Consider the following 25,336-nt stretch of genomic DNA (forward strand, 5'->3'; position numbering starts at 1 on the left):
CGGTGGCCGTCGCACCGCACCCACCAATGAGCCACCAGGAGTCCGACGGCGAGGCGACCACCGACACTCAGGACGTGCCACGCCACCGGCTGCTCATTCGGAGCCTCATTGAGGGGTGGCTCGTCACTGTCGGCCTCTGGAGCACACTCGGGTACGGCGTTCGTGATGCCTTTAGCCGCCGACTGGCTGTTGGCATCATCTATACTACCGTCGTTGTCGTTGGGGTTGGCGGTGGTGTCGCCGGCGCCGCCATCCTGTTTGAGTATCCGCCGCTGCCAGCGGTCGGGATCGGCGGTGTCGCCGCTGGTGGGCTCATTCTCGCCTCAACGGCTGGCTCGCTGGCACTTGATGACACCGCCCGCCGGGATTACCGCGCTCACATCGTCGCCAGTGTCCCGGGGCTGTCACCGGATTCACTCGCTGATCCACCGGCAGCAGCTGCCGACGCCGCCAGCGACGGTCAGTCGGCGACCGACCAATCGGCAACTCACACTGACGACGCCACCGACGGCACCGAGGAACCCACTGCCAACGACCAACCCACGGCCGACGAGCAGTCGTCGGGTGAGGAAAACGCGGCGGGCAACGAGGAGCCGGAATCCGGCCAGAGCGACGCCTCCCAAGGCGATCCAGCGGAATCCGGTAGCAGCACCCAGTACGTCTCTGAACCGCCCGGTATCGACTTCGATGATGTGGCCGGTATGGAATCGGTCAAAACGGAACTCCAAGAACGCGTGATCGAGCCGCTGCAAGAACCTGAAAAATACGCCAAATACGGCCTCTCGGTCGAAAACGGGTTTCTGTTGTATGGGCCACCAGGCACCGGCAAGACCTATCTCTCGAAGGCACTGGCCGGTGAGTTGGGGATCAACTATGTCGGCATCAAGGGGGCTGACATCATCTCCAAATGGCTCGGCGAGGGCACCCAAAACGTCGCCGCGCTCTTCGATGAAGCCCGCCACCACCAACCCTGTCTCATCTTTATCGACGAAATCGACGCGTTGACGCCGGAACGCGGCGGCGCAAACCAACATCAGGATCAGACGCAGACGGTCAATCAGTTCCTTGAGGAGGTCAGCGATATCAACGAAGGCGACGAGCGCATTGTCATCGTGGCAGCGACAAACCGCCGCGATCAGATCGATCCCGCGATGTTGCGCTCCGGACGACTCTCAGTACAGATCGAGGTCGGCAACCCTGGCCCGAAAACCCGCGTGGCGATCTTTGATACCCATCTTGAGGCCCCACGAGCGTCCGATCTCGATGCCAAACGGATCGCTGAGGCCTCCGGCGGGCTGTCGGCGGCTGATATGGAGCAGGTCGCTACCGAGGCTGCCCGATCGGCGATGCAACGCGAGGACGCGGTGACCAACGACGACGTTGTGACCGCCATCGAGAACGTCCGCTCGTAACGGGATCGGAACGCCCTCATATCGCCCCGTTGAAATCGGTGTATGGCGATCGGAACCGCCGTTGGGAACCTTCGTGGCGACGGCCGTGGTCGTACGCTGCTGGCGATCGCATTCGGCTGGGTGTTTGTGCTGGGTGGCCGCTTTCTTGTCCCGTCGGTGTTGCCACAGGTCAAAACCGCCTTTGCGGTCGGCGATCTCGGGGCCGGCGTCGCCGTCACCATCATCTGGGCTGGGTACGCGGTTATGCAGTCGCCGGCTGGCCTGCTGGTCGACCGGCTTGGCGAACGGCTACTGCTTGCCGGAAGCCTGCTGTTGACCGCGGGCAGCGTGCTTGTGATCGGGCTCGCGCCGGTCTTTGTGGCGTTTCTCGTCGGGTGTGGGGCTTTCGGGCTCGCGACCGGCCTGTATGGCCCGGCTCGCGGGACGGCCCTCTCACGAACCTTCCCGGAACACGATGGCGCGGCGATCGGCGCGACGTTGGCCGCCGGCAGCATCGGCTCAGCTGTCCTTCCGTTTCTCGCGGGCGCACTCGTCGAGACCGCTGGCTGGCGGCTGGTCGTTGCAGGGCTGGCACCGCCGTTGCTGGTGGTGGCCTTTTTTGCGTGGCGGTCGGTGCCTCCCCGACCTGAATCGACGACACCCCCAACGGCCGCCCCGGGTGACCTCGCTGGCGACATGCTCGATGCCGTCCGCACGAAAGGTGTCGCCGTTGCCGGCGCGGCGGTCACGCTGATGATCTTCGTCTTCCAGGGCGTCTCAGCGTTCTATGTCACGTATCTCGTCACGACGAAGCCGTTCAGTCAGACGGTCGCCGCCGGCATGTTCGCGCTGGTGTTTGTTGGTGGGGCGATCGCCCAACTGGGTGGCGGCGCCTTAGCCGACCGCGTTGGCGAGCGATGGCTTCTGGCTGGTGTCTCCGCGGCCGGTGTGCCGCTGTTGGCGGCGGTGCCGTCCGTTGGCGGTTTGTGGCCGGTCGCGTTGCTGTCGGTACTGTTGGGCTCGCGGCTCGCCGTCGCACCGATCACCAACGCCTATGTGATCGCTGTTCTGCCCGAGCAGGTACAGGGGGTGACGTGGGGAACGCTTCGCACCGTCTTCTTCCTGCTTGGGGCTGGGGGGTCGACGCTTGTCGGCGCGCTGGCGGATCGTGGTCTCTTCGATGAGGCATTATACCTGTTGGCCGCCCTCACCGGTCTCGCGGCGGTGTTGTACGCGTTTCTCCCGACTCGGGCGGCCGCGCGTACCGGCTGACGCCCGTCGCATTGAAACCCTTATCCCGACAGCCACGCTACAAGGGCTATGAGTTATGATACTGTCGTGTTTGACAACGACGGTGTCCTTGTTGGCCGTACCCGGTTTGATGTGCTGCGTTCGGCGACCGAGGAGACGTTTGAACAGTTTGGCGTGAGCGACCCCGACCCCGATCACATCGAGGATATGACGATCGGTGCAACCCCACGGAGCGTTGCCAACGTGTGTGATGCCTACGACCTCCAGCCGGAGACCTTCTGGCGTGTCCGCGATAAGACGATGTCCGGTGCCCAACAGGCCGAGGCCCGCGCTGGCCGCAAGACGCCCTACGGCGATCTTGGCGTCTTAGACGACCTCGATGCCACCTGCGGCATCGTCAGCTCCAATCAACAGGAGACGGTCGATTTCCTCCTTGATCACTTTGAGATCGGTGGGCTCTTCGAGACGGCCTACGGCCGTGAGGCAACCGTCGAAAGCCTTGATCTCCGGAAGCCAAACCCCCACTATCTTGAGCGCGCGCTGGCGGATCTCGATGCCGACTCCGCGCTGTTCGTCGGCGACAACGAATCTGACATCAAGGCCGCCGAAAACGCCGGCATCGACTCGGCGTTCATCCGTCGGCCCCACCGCACCGACTGGGAGCTCAACGTCTGGCCGACATGGGATATCGACTCCCTTGAGGATCTCCACCGCGTCTGCAGCACGTAGTCGGTGACCGGGCACCTGTCGCGCCCAGCTAGCGATCAGTGCTAGCAGCAGCCACACCGTGCGTATTCTCACCAGTGTAGAACAGCCACAGTACTCATCTGCGTCGACACCCAACTATGGGTGTGATGAACACAGACCGCTGTCGCAAGGTTGGATCGCTCATGGCAATCGGGCAGGGGATCGTGACCGCCCTCGCGCCGGGGCTGTCGGCGAAACTAACGAAAAAGCTGGTCGGCAAGAACTTCGAGAACGCTGACGCGCTTGAAGCGAAACCGGCCTACCGCCGGCAAACACGCGCCTTCGGCATCGGGCTGGCAGCCGCCGGCATCGCCGGCTACGTGATCGAGCATGTCGCCGCTGATACGGCGAGCGACGACACCGACGAATAGCACTCGTATGGTGTCACCCCACGTGTAAACGGCTGCATCGACGAGGAAGCACCAAATTCGTGCTTCATAATCCTTATATCCGTGTCGCTGCTCCCTGCAGTTGCAATGGCAAACGGTACGGTTGACTTCTTCAACGACACTGGCGGTTACGGCTTTATCGATACTGACGATGCTGACGACGACGTGTTCTTCCACATGGAAGACGTCGGCGGCCCGGACCTCGAAGAGGGTCAGGACGTTGAGTTCGACATCGAGCAGTCCCCGAAAGGCCCGCGGGCCTCGAACCTGACCCGCCTGTAAGTCGGTTTCACCGCTTACAGCCACAGACAACTACCCGGTTTTCTTTCATTTTCACGACCGCGAGCACCTGCGGTCGCGGTTGCTACCAGAACAATACCGCGTTGGGCTACGATACAGACGGCCGCTATGAGGGTGTTGTGCCTGTTGCTCCCGCATACCCTACCGCGAGCCACGCGACCCCAACGAGCGCGACGCCGACCGCGGCGAGCACGCCACCGAACAGCGGCCAGGCGATGGCGTCGTAGGCGACCACATCGCCGACAACGAGATACGGTACCGCGAGACCGGCCGCGAGAACGACGCCACCGAGTGCGACCACGAGATCAGCCACCCGCCGTCGATTGCTGTGATGGCCGATGACGGTAGCCGCACCGACAAGCACACCCAACGGGAGCAAACCGGCCAGCCACGTGTAGATGCCGACCGACTGCCCGCGGAGATCACCTGTCGTATCAGCCCCCGGCTGGACGCCGGTCTGGAGGAGATACCGCTCCTCGCCAACGTCGACGAGGGTGAATATCTCCGATGGCTGAGCCGTGCCATAGGTGAACACCGTCGGTGGCTCTCGCACCGAATCACAGACGAGGACGCTGTCGACACACACCGGCAGCTCATACCGGTACCAGCCGTCGGCATCCGGCGAGCCCGAGACAGTCCGCTCGACGACCTGTTGACTTGTCGCCGGTAATGTCGAGATATCGACAGCTTCGTCGGGGTCAAAGCCGTATTCGGCGGTCAGTCGATCAAACCGATCGCTGGTCTCGGGAACCGCCTGATGGAGATACGGGGCTGGCGCGGTCGTCTCGTACGGCGAGGCGGCGATCGGGGCCGGGAGGAGGCCGCTGGTACACAACAACACGGCAATGAGCACCCCGACGATGAGTCGGTTGCGAGTGTGGCTCATGGGCTAAGCGAGCGACTCGGTGTAGCTGACGGTTGCGACATCGTCTTCCTGCAGTGCGACCGTGAGCTCTGTCGCCGGCTCCGGGGTGAGCCGATCGGTGAGCCGGTTGCCGAAGATTCGGGCAAAGTGCTCGGCACTCGGATTGCGTCCCTCGAAAGCCGGCAGCTCGTTGAGCGTCGCATCCCGAAACGTCTCGACGACGGCCTCGACAGCCTCGATGACCGCGTCGATATCGACGAGATAGCCGTACTCGCCGAGTTCCGGGCCGCGGAACGTTACCTCGGCGGTGAACTGATGAGAATGAAGCTCGCCTTCGGGGCCGGGGTTCGGCACGGTCAGATAATGCTGTGCGACAAAGCGTCGGGTCACCGAGACCGTGTACATACCCGTTCCACGACCGAGTCGTGAATAAATGATGTGGCCGGCACCCCCGGATCGTCGTGTGGAGTATCGATCTGGTCTACTGCCAAGCACTGCTGGATCGATTCTGCTACCTGTTTGCAATGACAGACGCAAACAGTCGATCGAAATGAAACCTGATTCTATTACGCGGCGACCGACTACACCCACGGATTTAATTATCGGAACAGAGCAGTCTCAGGTATGAACGGGCCGCTGGCCGACGGGTTCGGCCGGGAGGTCACCGGTGTTCGGGTGTCGCTGACCGACCGGTGTAACTTCGACTGTGTCTACTGCCACAACGAGGGACTCGGCGACACTCGCGGCCCGATGGAACCCGACGATAACGAGATGACTGCCGACGACGTGGTGCGGTTCCTGGAGGTCGTCGAGGAGTTCGGCGTCGAGAAGGTGAAGTTCACCGGCGGTGAGCCGATGTTGCGCCAAGATCTTGAAGCGATTATCCGCCGCACTCCCGACTCGATGGAGACGTCGATGACGACCAACGGAACGTTTCTGCCGGGGCGCGCCGAGGATCTCAGAGAGGCTGGCCTCGACCGCGTCAACGTCTCACAGGATGCTATCGATCCCGAAGCCTTCGCCGCGATCACGAAATCTGGCGCGTACGAGCAGGTATTGGAGGGCGTTGAAGCGGCTGTGGCCACCGGACTCACGCCGGTGAAACTCAACATGGTTGTGTTCAAACACACTGCCGGCTACGTCGAGGGGATGGTTGAGCACGCCGCCAACAACGACGGCCTCCAACTGCAGTTGATCGAGTATATGCCCGAGTTGACCGGCCATCCAGAGTGGAACATTGACATTCAGCGCGTCCACGACTGGCTGGCCGATATTTCAGCACGCGTCGAACACCGCGAGATGCACGACCGCACCCGCTATTGGATCGCTGGCGACGACGCCGCTCCTGGCGCGCGGATCGACGCATCCAACGGCGGGATGGTTGAGATCGTCGACCCCGTCGAAAATCCGACCTTTTGTGCAAACTGCCATCGCGTACGCGTCACCCACGAAGGCTATCTCAAGGGCTGTCTCAACCGCAACGACGACCTCCGGTCGATGGGTGAGATGAGCCGCGATGCAATCCGTGAGACGTTCCGTGAGACCGTCGCCAATCGGGTGCCGTTCTACGGTGAGTATATGGTGCGCGACGACAACGACGAGTGGGTCGTCAACGACGCGTATGTGTCACCCCCCACAGCCGCCGACTAACTCACAGCGAGGCGTCGGCTTCCAGTTGGGGGCGTCACTCGATCTGTTCGTCGACAAGTTGTCTGATCTCGACGATATCCTGTTGGTGTGTCTCGGCGACAGCTTCCGTGTTTTCGATCGCACTGACAGCATCGTCAAGCCCGTCGACGGTCTCGTCGATCAGTGAGGCGACCTCTTGGGTGCTTTCGGCCTGCTCGTCGGTTGCATCCGAGACCTGCAGCAGGCTCGCTGAGACCTCGTCGATACTCTCGTTGATCTCCGCGAGGTTGTCCGCCGCGGTCTCGATCTCGTCGATCCCGGTGTCGATGCGGTCGTGCATCGTCTCTAAGCTGTCGACTGTTTCTTCCGTTGAGGCCTGAATCGCGTTGATCATCTCCTCGATCGTCTCGGCGTTCTCCTGGGACTCCCCGGCGAGATTTTTGACCTCGTCGGCGACGACCGCGAACCCGTCGCCTGACTCGCCGGCGCGGGCGGCCTCGATCGAGGCGTTGAGTGCCAACAGGTTTGTCTGGTCGGCGATCCCGTTGATCACCTCAACGATCGCGTCGATCTCGTGGGCCTTTTCTTGGAGGTCTTCGATCTCCGACGACACCGTCTCGGAGGCATCGGTCACGTCGTGCATCGCCTCGACGGCGTCGTGGGTCGACTCCTCGCCGTGGGCGGCGAGGGTTGCTGCCTCGTCGGCCTGCTCGTCAACGTCGTTGACGGTCGCGGCGATCTCCTCGATGGTCGCGGTGAGATTTGAGACCTCGTCGTTGATCTCGTTGAGCGTCGGTGCATACCCCTGGATGACCTCGTTGTTGGCGGTCACCATATCACCGAGCTGTTGACCGCTCTGCTCAAGTTCCGCGATCAGATCCTGTAACTGCGTAAATGACGCTTTGTCAATTTCGACCGTCTCGCCGTCGGAAGATCGTGACATTACCAACCCAACGCCGGATAGGATATTTAAACTTGTGACCGGGGCTGTGGGACAAGTCTTGTCGGGCGTTGCCACCGAGCAGCCCCTCTGTGGATCAATCAAGTCCTCTCGACGGTGTTCGGTTGTCACACTGCGACAAGCCTCGATCGCTGCGTTGCCCGCGACCGACCGGTGGTAATCTTTCGGATCGAACACGTGTCGGTTTGGGTGAACGTCGACACGGGCCTTCCACAGCGCAATCTTCTGTCGCATTCACCGATCCCATCGAAAACCGCTATGCGGATGTGGAGATTAATACCAGTAAACTTAATAATGCAAACTATCTCGTGGTGAGTATGGCACATGAACATCTTGATGAGAAGCTGATTAATTCGCTGCTCGGTGACGGCCGCTCCAGCCTGCGGAGCCTCGCCGAGGAGCTTGATGTGTCGGTGACGACGGTCTCGAATCACCTGAAGGATCTCGAAGCCGAAGGCGTCATCGAGGGCTACTCGCCGATCGTCGACTACGAGAGCCTTGGCTACGACGTGACCGCGATCATGCATCTCAAAGTCGAGGGGAGTGCTCTTCCAGAGATCACCAACAAGCTCGAAGCTGAAAAGCAGATGATCTCGGTGTATGAGACGACCGGTGACTACGACATCATCGCCATCGGAAAGTTCGACGACACCGACGACATGAACGACCAGATCAAGTCACTCTTGGAGGATGTCGACATCCGCGAGTCCAACACCAGCGTCGTGCTCAACGCTGTCAAGGACAACGAGCAGTTCGAACTCGACATCCCCGAATAACGTCGATATCGGCGGTCGATCCTGCGTCGCCACCGATTTTTCGCGTCACCTACAGCCGAAAGGTATCTCCACGTCGACCGTCGGCTGTTCGCTTTCGGGCACAGTCAGCACACAGTTCCAACTCGCCGTCGTAATGGAGGCGACAGACGGTCGCACCACAGCGACGGCAACTGAATGCTCCAGGTCGTTGGTCGCAGTGCTCACAGATACCGGCTACAGCCATACCGAACCGTGGCGCGAGAGCTGTATCAATCTTTGCCGCTGTCGTCGCCTGATTGCCTGGTTGCCTCGGCCGCAACGAGTTCATAGGCGACTTCGACCCGCTCGGTGACGCTGATCGGTGCCGGGTGGACGGCCGGATCTGACTCCCAGGCGTCGTCGACGGGCTCGCTGCCGGGGCGGGCAGGTTGTGTCGTGATCGTCTGGGCCGACCCAACCGCGAGCCCTTCGGCGGCCGCCAGTCGATCGGCCTTCTGACGGGCGCGATCGACGGCAGCTGTCATGGCCTCTTCTTGGAGGTCTGCCCGTGTTGCGTCCGTGAGCGCGAACTGAACGTGGTCGACGCCGCCGCCCCCATCGGTCGCCTCGACGACGACCGTGGCGACAGCCGCCGGCTCACAGCGGACGTGAAACTCCTCGACCGCACGGAACGCAGCATCCGTCTCGGGCTCGAAGGCGGCCGCGCTGTTGGTCACCCGGTGGTCGACTGTCTCGATCGTCACCTCGGCGGTCGCCTCGATCGCTGTCCGTACCGTTGCCGCGCGGTTGCGGGCCCGCTCGCGGGCGCGGGCTGCCGAGGAACCCTCTCCGAGGGCGGTAACCGCGACCGTCGCGCTATCGGGGGCCGCTGCTCGCGTTGCCGACGCTGTCGTCGTTACGGTTCCTGTCACACCCCACTGGTCGGCCGAGCGGGTAATGAATCCGGCGGCGAGCCGCACCGCTCAGTCTGTTGCTTCCTCGGTAAATCCATCCTCCCACCGGAATATCCCGTTGCGTTGGATCACCTCGCCGTCAACTGAGAGGCGGCTGTCGGTGCGCATGTCGGCCAGCAAATCCACGTGGATCGCCGACCCGTTGCCGGTCTCGCCGTCCGGCAGACAGGCGTCGTAGGCCCGACCGATGGCAAGATGAACCGTCTCGGCCATCTTCTCGTCGAAAAGAATCCGGTCGGTGATCCGATCGATGCCGCGATTCATTCCGATCCCAAGCTCGCCAAAGCGGCTGGCCCCCTCGTCGGTTTCCAGTAGTTCTCCCAGCGTTGCCTCACCTTGGTCGGCTGCGTAGTCAACGACCTCGTTGTCTTCGATGGTGAACTCCACGCTTTCCAGTCGCGTCCCGTCGACGGTTCTCGGCAGATCGAAGGTTATCGTCCCGTTGGCGTCGGCTGGCGCGGTAAACACCTCGCCGGAGGGGAGATTGTGGGAGTCGTCGGCGACCGAGGCCGTGCTGTTGACCGCGGTTCGGTTCTCGATCGATAGCCGGAGATCGGTCGTCGGGGTCTCGATGTGGACGGTCGCTCCCTCGTCAAGGATCGTCTTGAGTTGGGCCATCTCTTCGGCCAGCGATTCCCAGTCGCGGAGTACCGCATCGTAGACGAAATCCTGGTAGGCTTCAAACGACATCCCGGCTTGTTGGGCGAGCGAGCGGGTCGGGTGGACGGTTGAGACCCAGTCGGTCGCCAGCCGAGCTTCTCGCACCTCCGATTGCGCACGCCGGGCAGCCTGCCGGGTTTCGGGTGGGACATCCGCGGTTGCGGCGGTGTTTCTCCCGCCACCAAGCCGCAGGTAGACATCGGTCGCCTCCAGCATCGCACGTTCGTGGCCTGGCGCGTCGTCAAAGTCGGTGTCGCCCGCGGCTCGGCCCTGAAGATACGCTCGTGAGAGTTCCGCTGAGTCGCTGATCGCCAGGAGGTTGCCACCGCGTTCGCCGACGGCTTCGGCGACGGCGACCCCGAGTTCGTGGGCTCCTTCTGCGACGCTGACGACAACGTTGTCGCCGGGGTCGATCCGGGCACTCCAGTCGACCAACACAGCGGCGTGATCGTGAATTCGGTCGTCCATACGGATCCGGGGGTCGCCAGCGATAAAACTCTCACCGCCGCCTCGCCGGCGACACGGCGACATTCCTGCCATGTTGTCACCGACGACGGTGAGCGACGCGTTACCGTCGACGTTGTGCGACCCGTTCTTCGGCGGTTTCGCTGCTCACGAGTTCGTAGAGAATCGCCCGGCCGCCGTCGGCTTTCGGACGGAGGATCCGACCCAATCGCTGGGTAAACTCGCGTTCGCTGCCACTGCCTGAGAGGACGACGCCGACGTTGGCGTCAGGCACATCGACACCCTCGTCAAGCACGTTGGCGGTGATGATCCGGCTGTACTCACCCTCGCGAAACCGTTGGAGGATCTCGCGTCGCTCGCTGGCTCCGGTTTCGTTCGTAATCGCCGGGATGAGGAATCGCTCGGAGAGGTCGTAGACTAACTCGGTGTGGGCGGTGAAAACGATGAGGCGATCCTCGCGGTGGCGATCAAGGATCCGACCGAGTTGGTGGCGTTTGTTTTCCGCGTTCATCATGATCTCGCGAGCGCGCTGTTTGGCGAGGAGGGCCTCGCGGGCTTGGGGATCGTTGCCGGAGCGTTTGACCAACTGGAGGTAGTCGCTGCCGCTCGAAAAGGAGATATTCGAACTTCGGACGTAGTCGACGAACGTGCCCTGTACGTCGTCGTACTCGGCGCGCTCCTCGGGGGTGAGTTCGACTTCGATCCGCCGGATCTCGTAGGGTGCGAGATGATCGCCAGCCAGTTCGTCGGTGTCGATGGTATACACGCGGGAGCCGACGAGCTCTGCTATGGTTTCGTGGGCTCCATCGGGGCGTTCGAACGTCGCCGTCAACCCGAGGCGATCCGGCGCGGCCAACAGCCGGGCGATGTCCTGATAGCCTTCCGCGCCGAGGTGGTGAACTTCGTCGAAGACGACGAGGCCGAATTTGTCTCCGAGTTCGTCAGCACGGAGGTACGCCGAGTCGTAGGTCGCCACCGTGATGGCTTCGATGCGCTGTTCGCCGCCGCCGAGCCGACCGATGGGAGTATCAAATTCGGTTTCGAGTTCGCGCTGCCACTGTTCGAGTAGATCGATAGTCGGGACGACAACGAGGGTCGGCTCATCGCAAGCGGCCATCGCAGCCAGTGCGATGACGGTCTTGCCCGCGCCGGTCGGGAGTTCGAGCACGCCGCGGCGGTTATTGTCGAGCCAGGCATCGAGGGCGTCCTGCTGATACTCGCGGAGTTCGTAGCTCGTTGCCAGCGAGACAGGGTCGGTGTCGAGAACGGTATCATCAACGTCGGCGTCAACACGGCGGAGCACATCCCGGATCGCCGCGTAGTTGTGGGCCGGCGCGCGGGCGGTGTCGCTCCGGGGGTCGCGCTTGACGCCCGGCAGGCTATCGAGATCGGGATCGCTCTCGCGGTCGCTCTCAACCCGGAGCGTGCCGTCCTCGAAGCCGAGCGTGATCGTCACGGCTGGGAGTGCGAGGGCGGAAAGTAAAATCGCTCCGGTGGTCGATTAGCTCTCAAGCTGGTCGCGGAGCAGCGTGACGTAGGGGCTGGCTCCCCAGCTTCGATGTACGCCGATGCAATCGAGCAGTTGTCGTGCCTCGTTAGTCGACATGTGGCCGTTGCGGGCATAATCGCGGATGAGCCGAGGCGTCGGAACGATCCGCGGGCCACGTAGTGCGGCATGCACCAGCGCGAAGTTCGTCCCGCCGAACTCATCGGTTAGAAAGCCGTCAACGCCGAGGCTGTTTGCGAGAACGATCCCGTCGGTTTCACCGTCGTCGAGCCCGAAGGCCGGCCGCGAGGCGGGCGTTTCCTCGCTGTCGTAGGGATCGACGACCCTGTAGTGGTTGTCGGCGGCGAGCACGTTGCTGGCCGCCGCGCCGTGGATGTCGTCGTAGTCGGCCATGGTGCTCAGTTCCGACTGTACGGTCGGCGGCAGCGACACCGTACACGATGTCAGAACGTACTGCAGTGGATCGGGCAACGCGTCGTCGACGGTGGCGTCCGCTCGCGGCACCGCGAGACTGACGAGCGCGCTGGTGTCGGCGACGACTGTCTGCAGTCGTGGCCCTGCCGTCATTCCTCGGTGACCTCGTCAGCGTCGCTTGCTTCCTCGGCCTCGTCGGCGTCAGCGTCGCCTGTCTCGTTGTTTTCGTCTGGGACGATCGCCACAGCGTCGCCGTCGTAGATTTCATTGTCTGTCGGCTCGCCGAGATCCAGCGGTTCGTCGTCGATATCACGCTTGAGCAGGCGCAGCCGCTGGGCGGCTTCGGTACCGACGAGCTGTTCAACGGTCTCGAAGTCTAGCTGCCCGTTGTAGTACTTGGTCGCCACCAGTTCTTGGACGGTGTCGCTGTTTGCGGTTTCCTTGATATACTCGCGGATTGCTTCGACGAGCAGGTCGGTGCGATCCGTATCGAAGAGGTCGGCAATCGCGTCGAGCCGGTCAACGAGGTACTCCGGCGACTGAAAATGGACGCGCCGCGGATCGTCGCTCGCGCTCATGATGTGTCTGTTTTGCATACAGATACCTAACGGTATCGGTGGTTGCACACAGCTTGCACATCGGTTGCCAGTTTATGCCTCAAGCTCTTCGCCGACCAATTCGGTCGCCTTCTGAACAGCCTGGATCGAACTCAGATACCCCGCGCCGACGCTGGCTTTCAGGGCCTTGGCTGCGCTCCCAGTCACGACTTCGGGGCCGACCTGTGCGACCGCGCCGTCGCCGACCGAGACGATCCAGCCGGGGACGTTGAACCGGAACGGGGTGAGTTCGGGTTCGAAGCCTTCGCGGCCGGCCAACTCCCATTCGACGAGTTTGGCGATGTTCTCTGCGGCGGGGTTGGCGGCGCGGATCGCCGCGGACGCGCTGGCGGGGACGGCCTCGCCGTCGGCGTCGACGACGCGGGCGGTGTCACCAAGCGCGAACGTCGAGTTATTCAGCCGGAGGTCGCGCCGGACGACCGGCCGGTCGCCGGCCATCGCCTCCGGGCCGGCGATGCCGCCAGTCCAGACGAACAGGCCGGCGTCGTGTTCGTCGGTTTCGCCGGTAGCTTCGTGTCGCGTGGCGACTGTCGAGTCGGTCGCTTCGGTGACGGCCGTCTCGGTGTGGATCTCGATGTCGCGGTCGGTCAGTTCGTCGGCGACCGCGTCTTGGAACGCCTTGGGGAACGCGGGCGCGACGGAGTCGAGTTGTTCGAGCAGGGTGATATCGATGCGGTCGCTGGCACCCTCCTCGGCGGCGAGGGCGGCGAGTTCGCCGGCGACCTGGACGCCAGAGAGCCCCGCGCCGCCAACGACGACCGAGGCCGGGTCGTCGCCGTCGAACAGGTCGAGTGCGCGCTCGCGGATCGCCTCGGCGTCGGCGACGGATTTCAGTGGGTAGGCGTGGTCTTCGACACCCGGTAAGTCGTAGAACGCGGTTTCCGCACCGAGACAGAGCGCGCCGTAATCGTAGGTGAGTGTTCCGCCGCTGTCGAGAGCGACTTCGTTGGCGTCGGTGTCGACGCTCTCGACGCGGGCGGCGATGACCTCGGCGCGGTCGAACAGCGACGCCAGCGGGACTTCGATGGCGTCGGTGATCGAAGGCCGTCTGATGACGCGGTGGACTTCGTGCTGAACGAGGTGGTCGTCGGCTTCGTCGACGATGGTGAGGTCTGCTTCCGGTGGGAGGGCGTTTTCGAGCTTGCGGGTGAGGGTGACGCCTGCATAGCCGGCTCCGAGAACAACGATGTGCATACCTGTGGTTGGGGAGCCAGCCGAATGAACATGGCGTTAGACGTGGTGAGGGATGTAGCGGTTGAGAACGGGTAGCGATAGAAAGCCCTCGACGCTATCGACTCCCGCGGCTCTCACGGCTCCCTTCGGTCGCCGTTCGAGCGGATCGCGGTCTCCCTGCGGTCGACCGCGCGCTCGCTGCGCTCCTCGCTCACTACGTTCGCTGCGGTGCTTACGTCGCCGGGGTTCGTCGATAGCGTCTCGCCCTTTCAGTCCGCCAGGATTCGGCTGGTCGGCTGTGGTTAGTCGTCGGCCGGCTGGCTGGTGGTGTTGCCAACGCGGTCGGCCTCGGGGCCGAATGCCGATTCGAGCAACGCGGGCACGTCCTCCGGCTGGACATCGGAGTACCATTCGTCGCGCGGCTGGATCGCAATCGCCGCACCGCCCTCGCTACAGAGGCCGAGACAGCCCGTTTCGACCACCGACACTGACGACCAGAACGCGTCGCGCTCGCGGAGCCAGGCTTTGACCGCTGTCAGCGTTTCCGCGCCGCCGGCGTCGGCACAGCAGTCGTACTCCTCGCGGCTGTTCGTACAGACGAGGACATGAGCGTCAAGTCGCTCGCGGTGGTCGGCGGTTCGGTTCTTCATGATGTTGGCTGCGGTGACTTGGTCGTCGTCGATTCCAACAAGTTCCGCCGCTGGAGCCAGCCGAACGTCGCGGCGATGAGTAGCCAGATCGAGCCCTGGCTCAGAACGACCATCGCGCGGTAGGCCACGACGAGGTCAGCCGACAACTCCGGATGAGTGACTAGCGTCGGCGACACCAGCGGCAGCACAACGACGGTGGCGACAACGGGTGTCGCGCCGGCGACGGCGGCGAGCCCGCGACTCTGTGGTTCGATGCGGTTGTAAGCGAGCACACTGGTCGCGGCGATGGCTCCGCCGAGGACGACGAGGCCACCGTAGAGGGCGAATCTGATATCTGTACTCAGTGCCTGTTCGGCTCCCGGCGCGAATGGCGGCAGCACCAGCCACGGCGTGACCGAGATCGTCAGAAACCCGCTGGCGGCGAGGACGAAGCCCTTCGCCGCGCCGCGACCGGGGAGGGCGGGTTCGAGGAAATATAGCGCGATCCCGAAGCAGCCACCGAGAAAGAGGGCCCATAGCAGGCCGCCGCCCACGCTGACGAGTGCAGTCGTCGATTCGGCGACCACGGTGCCGCCCTCGGGCGCGTGGCTGTGGCCGTGCTGGGCGTGTTCGAGATAGCCGACCAGCGGGTTGGCGACGGTCGCCATGAACAGCCCGTAGGCGATACCGGCGACACCGCCGGCCAGCAGTCCGCGTTTGAAATAGGCGAAAAACATCGCTCAGTGGCAGACGATGCCGGCGGCGTGCCGGAAGTTGTGCAGCGACTCGTGGGCCAGCGGCTCCTGTAAGACGAGCAGTGTGAACGTGATCGCCGCGCCGAAGCCGAAGATCGCAAGCGCTGTCGTCGGCGCGATCTCGGCGCGAGCCGTTTCGATCCGGTCGGCGACCGTGTCGGATTGCGAGGTCATGAAAGTCTACTTTGCCTTTTGAAAATTAGATTGTAAAGGTTGCGGTTCCGCAGATTCTGTCACCGAACTCAGAACAGCGCGTCGCTCTCGGGCAGCACGTGTGCCGGGCCGCCGACTTCCCACACGTCGGTCTCGATCCCGATCTCGTCGATGCGAGACCGCACGTCATCGACGTACTCCTCGGTCGTATTGACGTAGACGCTCGCACCCGTGTCGGTCGAGAAGTAGACCTCGACGCCTTCCTCGCGGAGTTCGCGGACGGCGTTGAAGACCGCAATCGTTTCGGGCTGCCAGTAGACCCACCCCGAGGGCCCGGTCATCGTCGCCGCCGTCAGCGACAGCGAATCGTGTTCGGCGAGTTCGAAGACACGCTCGAAGGAGCCCTTCCGCAGGGCGTCCCGCATCTCGACGATCTGATCGGGGATGTGGGCGACCCGCGCCTGAAACATGTGGCTCTCGGCGGCCTCCTTGTGGGCCTCTTCGGTCTCTTTGTAGGAGGGCACGTGGGCGGCAACGATCCTGAGGTCGTCTTCAAGATCGGATTCCAAGCGATACGAACGACAGTCCTCGTCGTTGAGGCCGGCGTAGAGATGCGAGAACGCCCCTGTCACGGCACGGGCAGCCGACGACGAGCCGCGACGCGCGACCGTCGAGATTTCTGGGAGGCTCATATCGAGCCCGGCGGCTTCGACGAGGGCCATTGCGGCCGCAGCGAAGCCTGATGACGACGAGCCGAAGCCGATGTTCGAGGGGAAGGAGTTCTCGCTTTCGAAGTGGACGGCGTGGTCGAACTCCGCCAGTTCGCGGACGTATTCGACGACCATGTTGATCCGTTCGGCCGCGCGGCCATCGACGTCCTCGCCGTCGATGATGTAGGTGTCCTGCGCGCCGCCTTCGGCGTCGACATCGGTCAGCCACTCGACGGTCGTCGTCGTGTTCGTCGGCGCGGTGCAGACACTGATCGAATCGTGGTACGGCAGCCGAAGTTCCGGATCGCGCATCCCGTGGTATTTGACGAGCCCCTGAATCGGGTGGGCTCGCGCGGTCGCCTTCATGCTCATAGATCGGTATGGCGGCCGGTTGCGGGTTAGGCGTTCCGGATCATCGACCGCGGCCAATCCGACCGGGAGCCAAGGACAAAACCGATAACAAGAGTTTTGGGCGGAGTCGCCGAACGCTCGGCAAATGACTGAGTACACTGTCGAGTTCGTCGGAACCGACGAGACGATTACGGTCTCCGACAAGGAAACCATCCTCAATGCCTGTCTGGAGGCGGGCATCGCACAGGAATACTCCTGTCGCGTTGGGATGTGTCTGGCCTGTTCGGCCGAGATCATTGAGGGCGACGTTGCACAGCCGGCCGCCCGCGGCTTCACCGATGACGAGAAAGAAAACTACGCGTTGACCTGTATGGCGCGTCCACAGTCTGATCTCAAACTCGAACGCGGCGTCTACCCGCCGAGCATCGAAACCGACGCCACAAGCGGGGCCGCCAACGCGGCCCCGGCAGACGACGACTAACTGTCGGGCGACGCCGCTACTGCGCTTCGAATCGGTGCCGCACCACGTCTGCGTCGTCATCCCATTCAAAATCCCCACCGTGGGCTCTGACAAGCCGCTTTTTGTACGCGTCTAAGTCTGCTGATCCCTCGCGTTGGGCGTCTTCATCGGTCAACTCGCCAAGTGTGAGTTCCTCGACGCTCGTGACCGCATAGGTGTCGCCATCGATCTCGAACTGATCGCCCTCGTCGGCGTAGGCTTGCCCGCGAGTCAGCTGTGTCATCTCACCCTCGGCGACCAGTTCCTTGACGTGTCCGTTCGGCAACAGTGTGTCGGCATCGATGTGTGCCATATCGGTGATTACGCGTCTAATAGCAAAAACATCCGGCTGTGGTAGTTCGGCGGGTCGCCCCCAACCCGCGGGATTCAAGAGCGTCGGGCGACCCACCTGCAACAATGCGTCAGGACCACCTCATCACCGCGACCCAACTCTCGCGGGCCGACATCGAGGCGGTGCTCGACCGAGCGGCGGAGATCGACGCCGATCCCGGGGCGGTCGCCGACCGGTATCGGGAGGCCGTCCTCGCCCTCTGCTTTTTCGAGCCGAGCACGCGCACGAAGATGAGCTTCGAGACCGCGATCAAACGACTCGGCGGCGCGACAACCGACATGGGGACGGTCGAATCCTCCTCGGTCAAAAAGGGCGAAAGCCTCGCCGACACCGTCCGCGTTGTTGAGGGCTATGCCGACGCGCTCGTGCTCCGACACCCCAGCGAGGGCGCGGCGAAGATGGCCGCCGAGTTCGTCGACGTGCCCGTGATCAACGCCGGCGATGGAGCGGGCCAACACCCGAGTCAAACGCTGCTCGATCTCTACACCATCCGCGAGAACGTCGGTCTCGATGATCTCTCGATCGGCATCATGGGCGACCTGAAATATGGCCGGACGGTACACTCTCTGGCTGAGGCGCTCACCAACTTCGACGTGCGCCAACACTTCATCAGCCCCGAGAGCCTCAAACTCCCGCGCGGCGTTCGGTTCGATCTCCACAACTCCGGCGCCCAACTCCGGGAACACACCGATCTTGAGGAGGTGTTGCCTGAACTCGACGTACTGTATGTCACTCGCATCCAGCGCGAACGGTTCCCTGACGAAACCGAGTACGAACAGATCGCCGGCGAGTACCAGATTGACGACGACACATTGGAGCTGGCCGACGATGATCTCGCGGTGATGCACCCATTGCCCCGCGTTGACGAGATCGATCCCGCCGTCGATGCGTTGTCGCAGGCAACCTACTTCGAACAGGCCCACAACGGCGTCCCGGTCAGAATGGCACTGCTTGATTTCTTACTATCGGAGGGTGAGCTATGAGCGACCGTGAACTCCGCGTGTCAAAGATCCGCAACGGCACCGTCATCGACCACGTCACCGGCGGCCAAGCCCTCAACGTCCTGTCGATTCTCGGCATCGACGGCTCGGAGGGGTTAGGCGTCTCTGTCGTACTGAACGTCCCCAGCGATCGGTTGGGGCTGAAAGACGTGGTCAAGGTCGAAGACCGCGAACTGAGCCAATCCGAGGTCGATGTGATCTCGCTGATCGCCCCTGAGGCGACGATCAACATCATCCGTGAGTTTGATGTCGTCGAAAAGAACCGCGTCGACCGCCCGGAAACCGTTATCGGCCTCCTGTCGTGTCCGAACCGCAACTGTATCACCAACGCCAACGAGCCCGTCGAAACGAAGTTCGATGTCGTCGACGAGGGCGTTCGCTGCACCTACTGTGGGACGATCATCCGCGAGGAGCTCGCCACCCACATCGATCCCGAGTAGGTCGTTGCCGCCCCGGCCACGCAAAGCCTATTACCCACCCGACACTGGAGGCTAGTATGTCCAAGAAAGCAAAACTGCTTGGCGTCCTCGTGGTTATCGTACTGGCATACGTCCTCTTCTCGGGCGATACCGAACCCGTCGAAGTCAACGTCGACGAGTAATCCTCCGCTCCCCTTCTTCGCGCATCTTTCGGGTAGTCACAACGCCGGAGAGCGAACCACTTACCCACGGCTGTGACCAATCCGGTGTATGGACGGGATCGTCACGCGGAACGAACCAGAGACCGAGTGGGACGAGTTCGAGCAGGCGTTCTACGAGGTCAAAGACGTGACCGGCCGTCCCAACGAACCGATCGCGGGCGCGATCAACATGGTCTCTTGTTTCGGCGATAACGCTGCCGCCGCCGAGAATCCGGATCTTGTCCCCGTCGACAGCGAGGGTCGCCCGGCGACCCGCGAACGAGACTACTTCGATTGGGCCTACATCTGTCCGACCCACGACGCCTACCGCGAGGGGCTGGTTGAGATGATTGCCGACTGTGGGGCCGAACACGACGATGTTCGGCTCGATGACGTTGGCTTTCCCCGCGATGACTACTGCCGGTGTGACCGCTGTGAGCGGCGGTTTGCCGACAGTGAGTTCGACGACTGGCACGCGTGGCGGGCGTCTGTGATCACCGACTTTGTTGCCGCTGCCCGCGAACGTGTTCCGGGGCGACTGTATCTCACCCTCTACCCTGATCCCTATCCAGGCCATCTCTCCCAACGAGCCGGACTTGATCTCGACGCACTCGCCCCGTACGTGGATGAGTTTGTCGTCCCGCTGTATGATCTGGACTACGGCACCACTTACTGGCTGGAGTCGCTCGCCCGCGGGTTCCGCTCCGAGTTGGGTGGCGACTACAACCCCGACGACGCCGATCCCGAGCCCCCGTTTTCGATCGAACTCTACGCGGTCGATGTCGACGTCGACAACCTGATTCAGGCGGCCGAGGTGGCTGGCACCTACGCAACAAACGTGTTTTTCGGCTACGATGCCGCCCAGGCGTCGGCTGCGATTCGGCGCAAAGACGCAGACCAACAGGACGGTGAGACCTATACGCCGGAGTAAGGTTCGCCAATATGCGGACTCAGTTTGTGTAGTAGTCTGCCCACGCGATCCAGAGACACATCACAGCCGAGAAGCTGAGTATCGCCAGATACAGAATAGTGAGCCCGCCGCTAACCCACAGGTACATGGCCCCAAAGAGGACAAAGAGGAGTCCAAAGCCGCCGATCCGCATGCTCTTGAGGTTTGGATACTCCGCGAGCCACCCCACGACGCCGCCGGACTGATCGGATGCCATCGTGCTCTCAGCAACCACCGCCGGTGGCTTAAATCACCCTTTCCACCCTCAGTCGGCTACTGGAGATAGCTGAGATAGTAGATCACGCCGATACCCAGGATAAACACGAGCAGTGCGACCCCACCTAGCGCGACCATCAACGTCAGTCCATCGTCGGTTTCGGCCGCAGTCTCGTCAGCACTCATTACTGGCCGTACGACCGCCAGCCGTTTAGCTGATACGTTGGTCGCCGGTCAGTGGACGGTTCGGTCGTCGCTTTCGTCGATGACCTCGATCGGCTCACTGTTCCCGAACTTGGGGGTCGGCCCATCGCCGGGGGCTGCCCACGCGACCGAATTGGCGAGCACCTGCTGGATCGACTCGTCGTGATAGATCGGATACGTCTCATGGCCCGGCCGAAAGTAGAAGATTCGCCCGTTGCCGCGTTGGTAACAACAGCCCGACCGGAACACCTCTCCGCCCTCAAACCACGAGGTAAAGACGAGCGTGTCGGGGGCGGGGATATCGAACCGTTCGCCGTACATCTCGGCGTTGTCGAGTTCGATGTATTCGTCGAGCCCGTCGGCGATCGGATGCCCCGGCTCGACAACCCAGAGCCGCTCGGTTTCGGCGGCTTCCCGCCATTTCAGCGAACAGGAGGTGCCCATAAGCTGGGTGAAGGGCTTCGAGTAATGCCCGGAGTGCAACACGAGCAGCCCCATCCCCTCGCGGACGCGCTCACAGACCCGGTCGACGATCTCATCCTGCACCTCGTCGTGGGCGGCATGGCCCCACCAGGTGAGTACGTCAGTGTCGTCGAGGACGGCCTCTGTCAGGCCGTGGTCTGGTTCGTCCAACGTCGCGGTTTGGGTCTCGAAGCCGGCCTCGCTGAGAGCGTCGGCGATGACGGTGTGAATCCCCTCCGGGTAGACCTCAGCGACGGTGTCGTTGTGGCGTTCGTGCCGAAACTCGTTCCAGACGGTCACCTGTGTCATAGCTGCTCGGAGTCGACCATCGGTGATAGCGTTTGGGCTGCTCCCGTGTGTCGCCTAGGGTAGCTACCGTGTGCTGCAGCTCGATGGTGTAGTGCAACACACAGCGAGAAACTGTGTTAGTCCGCGCTCGGCGCCAGCGGCTCGGCGGTCTCGGCGTCGACGTCCTCCATCGAGGAGGTGATTCCTTTCGCGAGTTCGAAAACAGCTGCTTTGTGGTCGGTCTTCGATTTGTGGATCGATGTCGGCTTGATGCCAAGCGATTCGTACTCAGTAAGATCAACGTTGTCTTCCCACGCTTCACACTGCGTACGTACCTCGGCAAGCAGGCCGTGTAGGTGGATGAGCTCCTGCTTTTTCATGAGCAACAAGTCGTAACGACTGGAGGGTTATAGTAGTATCCTGAGATAGGTTACCATAGGTCGCCCACAATATCACTTGTTGATTTCGTCGTTACTGCCGGTTCAAACGGCCAAAAAACACCGATCAGCACCGAATTTCACACTTCTCACTGTCCGGCTCATCGCTTTGACTACTGTACTAATTCGCCGTGATCGAGTTCGAGCAGCTCTTTGTAGCGGTTTCGGATCGTGACCTCGGAGATGTCGGCGACCTCCCCGACCTGGCTCTGTGTGACCTTCTGGTTTGTCAGCAGCGCGGCCGCATACACCGCGGCGGCAGCGAGGCCGACCGGCGATTTCCCGCTGGTGACAGCGGCATCCTTTGCGGCTCGGAGCAACGCCCGGGCCTCACGTTCGACCTCCTCGTTGAGGTCGAGCCGGGAGACAAACCGCGGAACGTACTGTTCGGGGTCGGCCGGCTTGACTTCGAGGCCGAGCTGTCGGACGATGTAGCGGTAGGTGCGGGTCATCTCCATCTTCTCGACCCGGGAGACCGCGGCAAACTCATCGAGGCTGCGTGGGTTGTTCAGCTGCCGGGCCGCCGCATACAGCGCGGCGGTCGCAACGCCTTCGATCGAGCGGCCCGGGAGGAGATCCTCGTCGAGTGCGCGCCGATAGATCACCGATGCCGTCTCGCGGACGGCCTTCGGGAGGCCCAACGCCGAGGCCATGCGGTCGATCTCGCCGAGGGCCTGCTTGAGGTTGCGCTCCTTGCTATCCCGGGTACGGAACCGCTCGTTCCAGGTGCGAAGCCGTTGCATCTTCTGGCGTTGATTCGAGGACAACGACTTCCCGTAGGCGTCTTTGTCCTGCCAGCCGATGTTGGTCGACAGCCCCTTGTCGTGCATCATGTTCGTCGTCGGCGCGCCGACGCGAGATTTTGAGTCGCGTTCCGCGCTATCGAAGGCGCGCCACTCCGGGCCGCGGTCGATCTCGTCGCTCTCGACGACGAGGCCGCACTCTCGGCAGACAGTCTCGCCGTGCTCGTCATCGGTGATGAGCTGGCCGCTACACTCGGGGCAGCGGGTGGTCTCATCAGCCGACTCGGTTTCGGATTCGGTTTCGTGCTGTCGGACGGTTGGTGAGGGTCGTGGTGTGCTGTTGCTCATTGATTGGGTGAGTTTGGATGGCCGCTGCCCGGAGAAAGAACATGTAAGGGCAGGGCCGAGTCCGTATTGTGTACAGGTGACCGAAGCTTATAAATATACCGGTCGAATTCAGCACCGTGATAGCTACTCACGTGCTATTTTCATGGGCGACGATCGTGATATTTGGATTGGGATCGGTGCTGTGTTGCGCTGGCTCGTTTCGCTATGTTGCTACTGCTCGCTTACGCTCACAGATGACGGGCATGGTGGGATTCGAACCCACGATCGAGCGGTTAGGAACCACTCGCCTTGTCCACTAGGCCACATGCCCCAGAAAATCAGGTTCGCGGTCGGCAACTCGAAGCGGCTCAGTTCGTCGATTCGCGTTCGGTTTCGAGCTCTTCGTCGTCGAGTTCCGAGACGTCCTCAACCGGATCGGCCTCTGTATCAGCGGCCTCGTTCAGTTCCTTCTCGATTTCCTCACGACCCTTTTTGAATTCGCCCATCGCTTCACCCGTCGAGCGGGCAAGCTTTGGGATCTTGTTCGCGCCGAACAGCAACACAAGCACGAGCAGGATGATGAGCATCTCTGGGCCGACCGGACCAAACAGCGGAAGCAGACCACTCATGGGTTCGGATACTCCGGTGTCGAATATAGGCCTTTTGCTCCGTCTACCGCGCCGCCAACCGTAATCTTCAACGCAAATCGCCGTGTTGGGACGGTATGCTCACCGTTGGCGACGATGCACCCGATTTTGCGGCCCCACTGGTCGGCGCGGAGACCGAACCGTTCCGGCTGTCGAACCGCCGCGGCACCGGCCCGGTCGTCCTCGCCTTCTTTCCAGCGGCGTTTTCGACGACCTGTACCGAGGAGTTGTGTACGTTCCGCGACGAATTAAGCGCGTTTAGCGACCTCAACGCCCGCGTCTTCGGTATCAGCACCGACCTTCCACACGCGCTCAGCCGATTCCGGGCTGAACACGACCTTGGTTTTGATCTCGTCAGCGACAACGACGGGGCGATCATCGACGCCTACGATGTCGTCGACGAGTGGGAACACATCAATCTCACCACGGTCGCCCAACGAGCCGTTTTCGTCATCGACGCAGATGGAACTGTCCGCTACGCATGGCGCGCGGACAATCCCGGTGAAGAACCCGACTACGATGCGGTCGCAGAGGCTGTCGAATCGCTGGCCTGAGCCGAAGCCGCCGCGGCACGACGACCGCTCACGGCCGCTCGGCGCGGCGAATCGTCGACACCCGAGCGTTTTCTTTGAGTGTGAGCCCGGCACCGCCAACGCTGAGGGGAACCCGCCCGAGTGCCTGTGTGTGACGTGTCGGGTGGAACGCACCGCGCGTCAGAAGCTCGTCGCGCGTCTGGACAACGAGGAACACGTCTTCGGGCGGTGACAGCGTCTCGTTGTACTCGATGAGATACTGGCCAGCGTCGAGTGTCCACCACTCGTAGTCGTCATCGGGGTTGCGTTTGGCCGACGGGTGGGGCTCGCTGTCGGCGGATTCCAGTTCGCCACCGCCGAAATCGACACGCCCCGGTTCCGTGATCTCGTATATCTCGTTGACGGTGAGATCGAGCCCTTGGCCCTCGGTCTGTGTTGGTTCATGGACGATCCCGTCGACAAAGGCGGTGAGATCCGTGGTCGGCATATGTTGCCCTACAGCACCCGACAGTAAAGCAGTGGTGTGGGTTTTTCACCGCTGGGCGGCTACGCCACCTACATGCGATCACCCGATGGCGTCTCGGCGTACGATCCCGACGCCGACCACCCGTTTCCTGACGCAGCACTCAATGATATCTTGCCGGTACTCACCAGCGATCCCGAGATCACGACCTATCTTGACGCCCAGAACGTCACCGCCGTCGACCGGATGGGCTACAGCGATCACGGCCCGAAACACGTCGAAATTGTTCGCAACCGCGCGCTCGGGTTGTATACGCTGCTGAAACAGGCCGATGTGACGTTCAACGGCGCGAGCCAACAGGGCCTCGACGAGCGATTTGAGCCTGTGATCCTCGTTTTGGCCGCCACGCTCCACGACATCGGCCACGTTGTCCACCGCGAGGAGCACTCTTACTACTCGATCCCGCTTGCGGCCGACCTCCTCGATCGACTGCTCGGCGACCGCTACGACACCGAAACCGCGGTTCGGCTCAAAAGCGAGGTGCTGCATGCGATCCTCTGTCATCACACTGAGGAGACGCCCCTGACTACCGAGGCGGGGATCATCCGGATCGCCGACGGCCTCGATATGGAGCGCGGTCGCTCACGGATCCCCTACGAACACGGCGGCCGCGGAATCAACACCCTCTCCAGTCAGGCCATCGAGGATGTGCGACTCAAAGCCGGCGACGACACCCCTGTTCTGGTCGAAATCGAGATGAACAACGCTGCCGGCGTCTATCAGGTCGATAATCTCCTGAAAGCAAAGCTTGCAAACTCCCGGCTTGAAGAGCAGGTTCGCATCATCGCGGTCAACACGAAAGGCGACGACGGGCTGGTCGAGCGGATCGAACTGTAGCCGGCGAGAATTTAAATCGGAAGC

Annotated in this window: 34 protein-coding genes and 1 tRNA gene; 13 read left to right on the forward strand and 22 right to left on the reverse strand. The window is 62.4% G+C overall.

Going from position 1 to position 25,336, the window contains the following annotated elements; genetic code table 11:
- The 5 genes from DM826_RS08155 to DM826_RS08175 all read left to right on the forward strand — a co-directional run.
- On the forward strand, nucleotides 1-1,412 hold a 1,412-nt coding region (locus tag DM826_RS08155; RefSeq protein ID WP_205738825.1), incomplete at its 5' end, for an ATP-binding protein.
- 42 nt (nucleotides 1,413-1,454) lie between these two features.
- Nucleotides 1,455-2,663, forward strand: coding sequence for an MFS transporter (locus tag DM826_RS08160; protein ID WP_120102909.1), 1,209 nt, complete (start codon nucleotides 1,455-1,457; stop codon nucleotides 2,661-2,663).
- Nucleotides 2,664-2,711: 48 nt separating this feature from the next.
- Nucleotides 2,712-3,371, forward strand: coding sequence for an HAD family hydrolase (locus DM826_RS08165; protein ID WP_120102910.1), 660 nt, complete (start codon nucleotides 2,712-2,714; stop codon nucleotides 3,369-3,371).
- A 125-nt stretch (nucleotides 3,372-3,496) separates the two neighbouring features.
- Nucleotides 3,497-3,760 (forward strand): hypothetical protein, encoded by a 264-nt coding sequence (locus DM826_RS08170; RefSeq protein WP_233735752.1) that lies wholly within the window; start codon nucleotides 3,497-3,499, stop codon nucleotides 3,758-3,760.
- A gap of 105 nt (nucleotides 3,761-3,865) precedes the next feature.
- The gene (locus tag DM826_RS08175; RefSeq protein WP_021040194.1) at nucleotides 3,866-4,060 is read left to right on the forward strand and encodes a cold-shock protein; all 195 of its coding nucleotides are present in this window, start codon (nucleotides 3,866-3,868) and stop codon (nucleotides 4,058-4,060) included.
- Between the two features lie 124 nt (nucleotides 4,061-4,184).
- Here DM826_RS08175 and DM826_RS08180 read toward each other — a convergent pair whose 3' ends face one another.
- The gene (locus DM826_RS08180) at nucleotides 4,185-4,964 is read right to left on the reverse strand and encodes a hypothetical protein (RefSeq protein WP_120102912.1); all 780 of its coding nucleotides are present in this window, start codon (nucleotides 4,962-4,964) and stop codon (nucleotides 4,185-4,187) included.
- A gap of 3 nt (nucleotides 4,965-4,967) precedes the next feature.
- On the reverse strand, nucleotides 4,968-5,348 hold the full coding sequence (locus tag DM826_RS08185; RefSeq protein ID WP_120102913.1) for a 6-pyruvoyl trahydropterin synthase family protein: 381 nt from the start codon (nucleotides 5,346-5,348) through the stop codon (nucleotides 4,968-4,970).
- Nucleotides 5,349-5,567: 219 nt separating this feature from the next.
- Between DM826_RS08185 and moaA the strand changes: the two genes are divergently transcribed.
- Nucleotides 5,568-6,593 carry a GTP 3',8-cyclase MoaA gene (moaA, locus tag DM826_RS08190; protein ID WP_120102914.1) on the forward strand — a complete coding sequence of 342 codons (1,026 nt, stop codon included), beginning with the start codon at nucleotides 5,568-5,570 and terminating at the stop codon, nucleotides 6,591-6,593.
- Nucleotides 6,594-6,627: 34 nt separating this feature from the next.
- Here the strand turns inward: moaA and DM826_RS08195 are convergent, their stop codons facing one another.
- Nucleotides 6,628-7,515 (reverse strand): methyl-accepting chemotaxis protein, encoded by an 888-nt coding sequence (locus DM826_RS08195; protein WP_233735737.1) that lies wholly within the window; start codon nucleotides 7,513-7,515, stop codon nucleotides 6,628-6,630.
- Nucleotides 7,516-7,850: 335 nt separating this feature from the next.
- On the opposite strand from DM826_RS08195, the gene lrp reads away from it, so the two are divergent.
- Nucleotides 7,851-8,309 carry an HTH-type transcriptional regulator Lrp gene (gene lrp, locus DM826_RS08200; RefSeq protein WP_120102916.1) on the forward strand — a complete coding sequence of 153 codons (459 nt, stop codon included), beginning with the start codon at nucleotides 7,851-7,853 and terminating at the stop codon, nucleotides 8,307-8,309.
- 248 nt (nucleotides 8,310-8,557) lie between these two features.
- Here lrp and DM826_RS08205 read toward each other — a convergent pair whose 3' ends face one another.
- The 10 genes from DM826_RS08205 to mvaD form a co-directional block, all read right to left on the reverse strand.
- The gene (locus DM826_RS08205) at nucleotides 8,558-9,199 is read right to left on the reverse strand and encodes an SIMPL domain-containing protein (RefSeq protein WP_165853283.1); all 642 of its coding nucleotides are present in this window, start codon (nucleotides 9,197-9,199) and stop codon (nucleotides 8,558-8,560) included.
- A 51-nt stretch (nucleotides 9,200-9,250) separates the two neighbouring features.
- Nucleotides 9,251-10,369 (reverse strand): aminopeptidase, encoded by a 1,119-nt coding sequence (locus tag DM826_RS08210; RefSeq protein WP_120102918.1) that lies wholly within the window; start codon nucleotides 10,367-10,369, stop codon nucleotides 9,251-9,253.
- Between the two features lie 100 nt (nucleotides 10,370-10,469).
- Nucleotides 10,470-11,822 carry a DEAD/DEAH box helicase family protein gene (locus DM826_RS08215; protein ID WP_120102919.1) on the reverse strand — a complete coding sequence of 451 codons (1,353 nt, stop codon included), beginning with the start codon at nucleotides 11,820-11,822 and terminating at the stop codon, nucleotides 10,470-10,472.
- Nucleotides 11,823-11,867: 45 nt separating this feature from the next.
- On the reverse strand, nucleotides 11,868-12,440 hold the full coding sequence (locus DM826_RS08220; RefSeq protein ID WP_120102920.1) for a hypothetical protein: 573 nt from the start codon (nucleotides 12,438-12,440) through the stop codon (nucleotides 11,868-11,870).
- Nucleotides 12,437-12,865: a hypothetical protein gene (locus tag DM826_RS08225; protein WP_233735738.1), complete on the reverse strand. Its 429-nt coding sequence runs from the start codon at nucleotides 12,863-12,865 to the stop codon at nucleotides 12,437-12,439. The genes DM826_RS08220 and DM826_RS08225 overlap by 4 nt, the downstream gene beginning before the upstream one ends.
- A gap of 72 nt (nucleotides 12,866-12,937) precedes the next feature.
- Entirely contained in the window at nucleotides 12,938-14,098 is a 1,161-nt protein-coding gene (locus DM826_RS08230; RefSeq protein WP_120102921.1) for an NAD(P)/FAD-dependent oxidoreductase, read from the reverse strand.
- A 281-nt stretch (nucleotides 14,099-14,379) separates the two neighbouring features.
- Nucleotides 14,380-14,727 (reverse strand): (2Fe-2S) ferredoxin domain-containing protein, encoded by a 348-nt coding sequence (locus DM826_RS08235; RefSeq protein WP_120102922.1) that lies wholly within the window; start codon nucleotides 14,725-14,727, stop codon nucleotides 14,380-14,382.
- Nucleotides 14,724-15,443 (reverse strand): CbtA family protein, encoded by a 720-nt coding sequence (locus DM826_RS08240; protein WP_120102923.1) that lies wholly within the window; start codon nucleotides 15,441-15,443, stop codon nucleotides 14,724-14,726. Before DM826_RS08240 ends, DM826_RS08235 begins: the two co-directional genes overlap by 4 nt.
- 3 nt (nucleotides 15,444-15,446) lie before the next feature.
- Entirely contained in the window at nucleotides 15,447-15,635 is a 189-nt protein-coding gene (locus tag DM826_RS08245; protein WP_120102924.1) for a CbtB domain-containing protein, read from the reverse strand.
- 68 nt (nucleotides 15,636-15,703) lie between these two features.
- Complete coding sequence (gene mvaD, locus DM826_RS08250; protein WP_120102925.1) at nucleotides 15,704-16,690, reverse strand: phosphomevalonate decarboxylase MvaD; 987 nt, start codon at nucleotides 16,688-16,690, stop codon at nucleotides 15,704-15,706.
- A gap of 130 nt (nucleotides 16,691-16,820) precedes the next feature.
- On the opposite strand from mvaD, the gene DM826_RS08255 reads away from it, so the two are divergent.
- Nucleotides 16,821-17,156, forward strand: coding sequence for a 2Fe-2S iron-sulfur cluster-binding protein (locus DM826_RS08255; RefSeq protein WP_120102926.1), 336 nt, complete (start codon nucleotides 16,821-16,823; stop codon nucleotides 17,154-17,156).
- A gap of 16 nt (nucleotides 17,157-17,172) precedes the next feature.
- Here DM826_RS08255 and DM826_RS08260 read toward each other — a convergent pair whose 3' ends face one another.
- Nucleotides 17,173-17,487 (reverse strand): ASCH domain-containing protein, encoded by a 315-nt coding sequence (locus tag DM826_RS08260; protein WP_120102927.1) that lies wholly within the window; start codon nucleotides 17,485-17,487, stop codon nucleotides 17,173-17,175.
- A 104-nt stretch (nucleotides 17,488-17,591) separates the two neighbouring features.
- Between DM826_RS08260 and pyrB the strand changes: the two genes are divergently transcribed.
- The 3 genes from pyrB (at nucleotide 17,592) to DM826_RS08275 (ending at nucleotide 20,077) form a co-directional block, all read left to right on the forward strand.
- Nucleotides 17,592-18,509, forward strand: a complete 918-nt coding sequence (gene pyrB, locus DM826_RS08265) for an aspartate carbamoyltransferase (protein ID WP_120102928.1) — start codon at nucleotides 17,592-17,594, stop codon at nucleotides 18,507-18,509.
- Nucleotides 18,506-18,967, forward strand: coding sequence for an aspartate carbamoyltransferase regulatory subunit (gene pyrI, locus DM826_RS08270; RefSeq protein WP_120102929.1), 462 nt, complete (start codon nucleotides 18,506-18,508; stop codon nucleotides 18,965-18,967). Before pyrB ends, pyrI begins: the two co-directional genes overlap by 4 nt.
- A gap of 249 nt (nucleotides 18,968-19,216) precedes the next feature.
- Nucleotides 19,217-20,077 carry a hypothetical protein gene (locus DM826_RS08275; protein ID WP_120102930.1) on the forward strand — a complete coding sequence of 287 codons (861 nt, stop codon included), beginning with the start codon at nucleotides 19,217-19,219 and terminating at the stop codon, nucleotides 20,075-20,077.
- A gap of 19 nt (nucleotides 20,078-20,096) precedes the next feature.
- Here the strand turns inward: DM826_RS08275 and DM826_RS08280 are convergent, their stop codons facing one another.
- The 7 genes from DM826_RS08280 to DM826_RS08305 all read right to left on the reverse strand — a co-directional run bounded on the left by DM826_RS08280 (nucleotide 20,097) and on the right by DM826_RS08305 (nucleotide 23,401).
- Nucleotides 20,097-20,312, reverse strand: a complete 216-nt coding sequence (locus DM826_RS08280; RefSeq protein WP_120102931.1) for a hypothetical protein — start codon at nucleotides 20,310-20,312, stop codon at nucleotides 20,097-20,099.
- A gap of 56 nt (nucleotides 20,313-20,368) precedes the next feature.
- Complete coding sequence (locus tag DM826_RS13295; RefSeq protein WP_267899971.1) at nucleotides 20,369-20,497, reverse strand: hypothetical protein; 129 nt, start codon at nucleotides 20,495-20,497, stop codon at nucleotides 20,369-20,371.
- Nucleotides 20,498-20,545: 48 nt separating this feature from the next.
- Nucleotides 20,546-21,286, reverse strand: coding sequence for a ThuA domain-containing protein (locus DM826_RS08285; protein ID WP_120102932.1), 741 nt, complete (start codon nucleotides 21,284-21,286; stop codon nucleotides 20,546-20,548).
- Nucleotides 21,287-21,402: 116 nt separating this feature from the next.
- A complete protein-coding gene (locus tag DM826_RS08290; protein ID WP_120102933.1) occupies nucleotides 21,403-21,645 on the reverse strand; it encodes a UPF0058 family protein in 243 nt (80 codons plus the stop codon).
- A gap of 170 nt (nucleotides 21,646-21,815) precedes the next feature.
- Nucleotides 21,816-22,793, reverse strand: coding sequence for a transcription initiation factor IIB (locus DM826_RS08295; protein ID WP_120102934.1), 978 nt, complete (start codon nucleotides 22,791-22,793; stop codon nucleotides 21,816-21,818).
- Nucleotides 22,794-23,030: 237 nt separating this feature from the next.
- Nucleotides 23,031-23,103: transfer RNA gene (locus tag DM826_RS08300), tRNA-Arg, on the reverse strand.
- A 37-nt stretch (nucleotides 23,104-23,140) separates the two neighbouring features.
- Complete coding sequence (locus tag DM826_RS08305) at nucleotides 23,141-23,401, reverse strand: Sec-independent protein translocase subunit TatA/TatB (protein ID WP_120102935.1); 261 nt, start codon at nucleotides 23,399-23,401, stop codon at nucleotides 23,141-23,143.
- A gap of 95 nt (nucleotides 23,402-23,496) precedes the next feature.
- Between DM826_RS08305 and DM826_RS08310 the strand changes: the two genes are divergently transcribed.
- A complete protein-coding gene (locus DM826_RS08310) occupies nucleotides 23,497-23,973 on the forward strand; it encodes a redoxin domain-containing protein (protein WP_120102936.1) in 477 nt (158 codons plus the stop codon).
- A 28-nt stretch (nucleotides 23,974-24,001) separates the two neighbouring features.
- Here the strand turns inward: DM826_RS08310 and DM826_RS08315 are convergent, their stop codons facing one another.
- Nucleotides 24,002-24,439 carry a dCTP deaminase/dUTPase family protein gene (locus DM826_RS08315; RefSeq protein ID WP_120102937.1) on the reverse strand — a complete coding sequence of 146 codons (438 nt, stop codon included), beginning with the start codon at nucleotides 24,437-24,439 and terminating at the stop codon, nucleotides 24,002-24,004.
- A 72-nt stretch (nucleotides 24,440-24,511) separates the two neighbouring features.
- On the opposite strand from DM826_RS08315, the gene DM826_RS08320 reads away from it, so the two are divergent.
- Complete coding sequence (locus DM826_RS08320) at nucleotides 24,512-25,312, forward strand: HD domain-containing protein (protein ID WP_120102938.1); 801 nt, start codon at nucleotides 24,512-24,514, stop codon at nucleotides 25,310-25,312.
- Nucleotides 25,313-25,336 lie beyond the last annotated feature (24 nt).

This window comes from Halonotius aquaticus (assembly GCF_003605575.1).
Lineage (GTDB): Archaea > Halobacteriota > Halobacteria > Halobacteriales > Haloferacaceae > Halonotius > Halonotius aquaticus.

What these genes read in the sequence shown, in the direction of transcription:
- DM826_RS08185 (WP_120102913.1), bottom strand. Translation starts at nt 5,348, where the DNA reads ATGTACACGGTCTCGGTGACCCGACGCTTTGTCGCACAGCATTATCTG.
- DM826_RS08285 (WP_120102932.1), bottom strand. Translation starts at nt 21,286, where the DNA reads ATGACACAGGTGACCGTCTGGAACGAGTTTCGGCACGAACGCCACAAC.
- DM826_RS08235 (WP_120102922.1), bottom strand. Translation starts at nt 14,727, where the DNA reads ATGAAGAACCGAACCGCCGACCACCGCGAGCGACTTGACGCTCATGTC.
- DM826_RS08260 (WP_120102927.1), bottom strand. Translation starts at nt 17,487, where the DNA reads ATGGCACACATCGATGCCGACACACTGTTGCCGAACGGACACGTCAAG.
- moaA (WP_120102914.1), top strand. Translation starts at nt 5,568, where the DNA reads ATGAACGGGCCGCTGGCCGACGGGTTCGGCCGGGAGGTCACCGGTGTT.
- DM826_RS08240 (WP_120102923.1), bottom strand. Translation starts at nt 15,443, where the DNA reads ATGTTTTTCGCCTATTTCAAACGCGGACTGCTGGCCGGCGGTGTCGCC.
- DM826_RS13295 (WP_267899971.1), bottom strand. Translation starts at nt 20,497, where the DNA reads ATGAGTGCTGACGAGACTGCGGCCGAAACCGACGATGGACTGACGTTG.
- DM826_RS08305 (WP_120102935.1), bottom strand. Translation starts at nt 23,401, where the DNA reads ATGAGTGGTCTGCTTCCGCTGTTTGGTCCGGTCGGCCCAGAGATGCTC.
- DM826_RS08225 (WP_233735738.1), bottom strand. Translation starts at nt 12,865, where the DNA reads ATGAGCGCGAGCGACGATCCGCGGCGCGTCCATTTTCAGTCGCCGGAG.
- DM826_RS08195 (WP_233735737.1), bottom strand. Translation starts at nt 7,515, where the DNA reads ATGTCACGATCTTCCGACGGCGAGACGGTCGAAATTGACAAAGCGTCA.
- DM826_RS08210 (WP_120102918.1), bottom strand. Translation starts at nt 10,369, where the DNA reads ATGGACGACCGAATTCACGATCACGCCGCTGTGTTGGTCGACTGGAGT.
- DM826_RS08255 (WP_120102926.1), top strand. Translation starts at nt 16,821, where the DNA reads ATGACTGAGTACACTGTCGAGTTCGTCGGAACCGACGAGACGATTACG.
- DM826_RS08245 (WP_120102924.1), bottom strand. Translation starts at nt 15,635, where the DNA reads ATGACCTCGCAATCCGACACGGTCGCCGACCGGATCGAAACGGCTCGC.
- lrp (WP_120102916.1), top strand. Translation starts at nt 7,851, where the DNA reads ATGGCACATGAACATCTTGATGAGAAGCTGATTAATTCGCTGCTCGGT.
- DM826_RS08170 (WP_233735752.1), top strand. Translation starts at nt 3,497, where the DNA reads ATGAACACAGACCGCTGTCGCAAGGTTGGATCGCTCATGGCAATCGGG.
- pyrI (WP_120102929.1), top strand. Translation starts at nt 18,506, where the DNA reads ATGAGCGACCGTGAACTCCGCGTGTCAAAGATCCGCAACGGCACCGTC.
- DM826_RS08315 (WP_120102937.1), bottom strand. Translation starts at nt 24,439, where the DNA reads ATGCCGACCACGGATCTCACCGCCTTTGTCGACGGGATCGTCCATGAA.
- DM826_RS08220 (WP_120102920.1), bottom strand. Translation starts at nt 12,440, where the DNA reads ATGACGGCAGGGCCACGACTGCAGACAGTCGTCGCCGACACCAGCGCG.
- DM826_RS08175 (WP_021040194.1), top strand. Translation starts at nt 3,866, where the DNA reads ATGGCAAACGGTACGGTTGACTTCTTCAACGACACTGGCGGTTACGGC.
- DM826_RS08295 (WP_120102934.1), bottom strand. Translation starts at nt 22,793, where the DNA reads ATGAGCAACAGCACACCACGACCCTCACCAACCGTCCGACAGCACGAA.
- DM826_RS08310 (WP_120102936.1), top strand. Translation starts at nt 23,497, where the DNA reads ATGCTCACCGTTGGCGACGATGCACCCGATTTTGCGGCCCCACTGGTC.
- pyrB (WP_120102928.1), top strand. Translation starts at nt 17,592, where the DNA reads ATGCGTCAGGACCACCTCATCACCGCGACCCAACTCTCGCGGGCCGAC.
- DM826_RS08180 (WP_120102912.1), bottom strand. Translation starts at nt 4,964, where the DNA reads ATGAGCCACACTCGCAACCGACTCATCGTCGGGGTGCTCATTGCCGTG.
- DM826_RS08160 (WP_120102909.1), top strand. Translation starts at nt 1,455, where the DNA reads ATGGCGATCGGAACCGCCGTTGGGAACCTTCGTGGCGACGGCCGTGGT.
- DM826_RS08280 (WP_120102931.1), bottom strand. Translation starts at nt 20,312, where the DNA reads ATGGCATCCGATCAGTCCGGCGGCGTCGTGGGGTGGCTCGCGGAGTAT.
- DM826_RS08290 (WP_120102933.1), bottom strand. Translation starts at nt 21,645, where the DNA reads ATGAAAAAGCAGGAGCTCATCCACCTACACGGCCTGCTTGCCGAGGTA.
- mvaD (WP_120102925.1), bottom strand. Translation starts at nt 16,690, where the DNA reads ATGAAGGCGACCGCGCGAGCCCACCCGATTCAGGGGCTCGTCAAATAC.
- DM826_RS08165 (WP_120102910.1), top strand. Translation starts at nt 2,712, where the DNA reads ATGAGTTATGATACTGTCGTGTTTGACAACGACGGTGTCCTTGTTGGC.
- DM826_RS08230 (WP_120102921.1), bottom strand. Translation starts at nt 14,098, where the DNA reads ATGCACATCGTTGTTCTCGGAGCCGGCTATGCAGGCGTCACCCTCACC.
- DM826_RS08320 (WP_120102938.1), top strand. Translation starts at nt 24,512, where the DNA reads ATGCGATCACCCGATGGCGTCTCGGCGTACGATCCCGACGCCGACCAC.
- DM826_RS08275 (WP_120102930.1), top strand. Translation starts at nt 19,217, where the DNA reads ATGGACGGGATCGTCACGCGGAACGAACCAGAGACCGAGTGGGACGAG.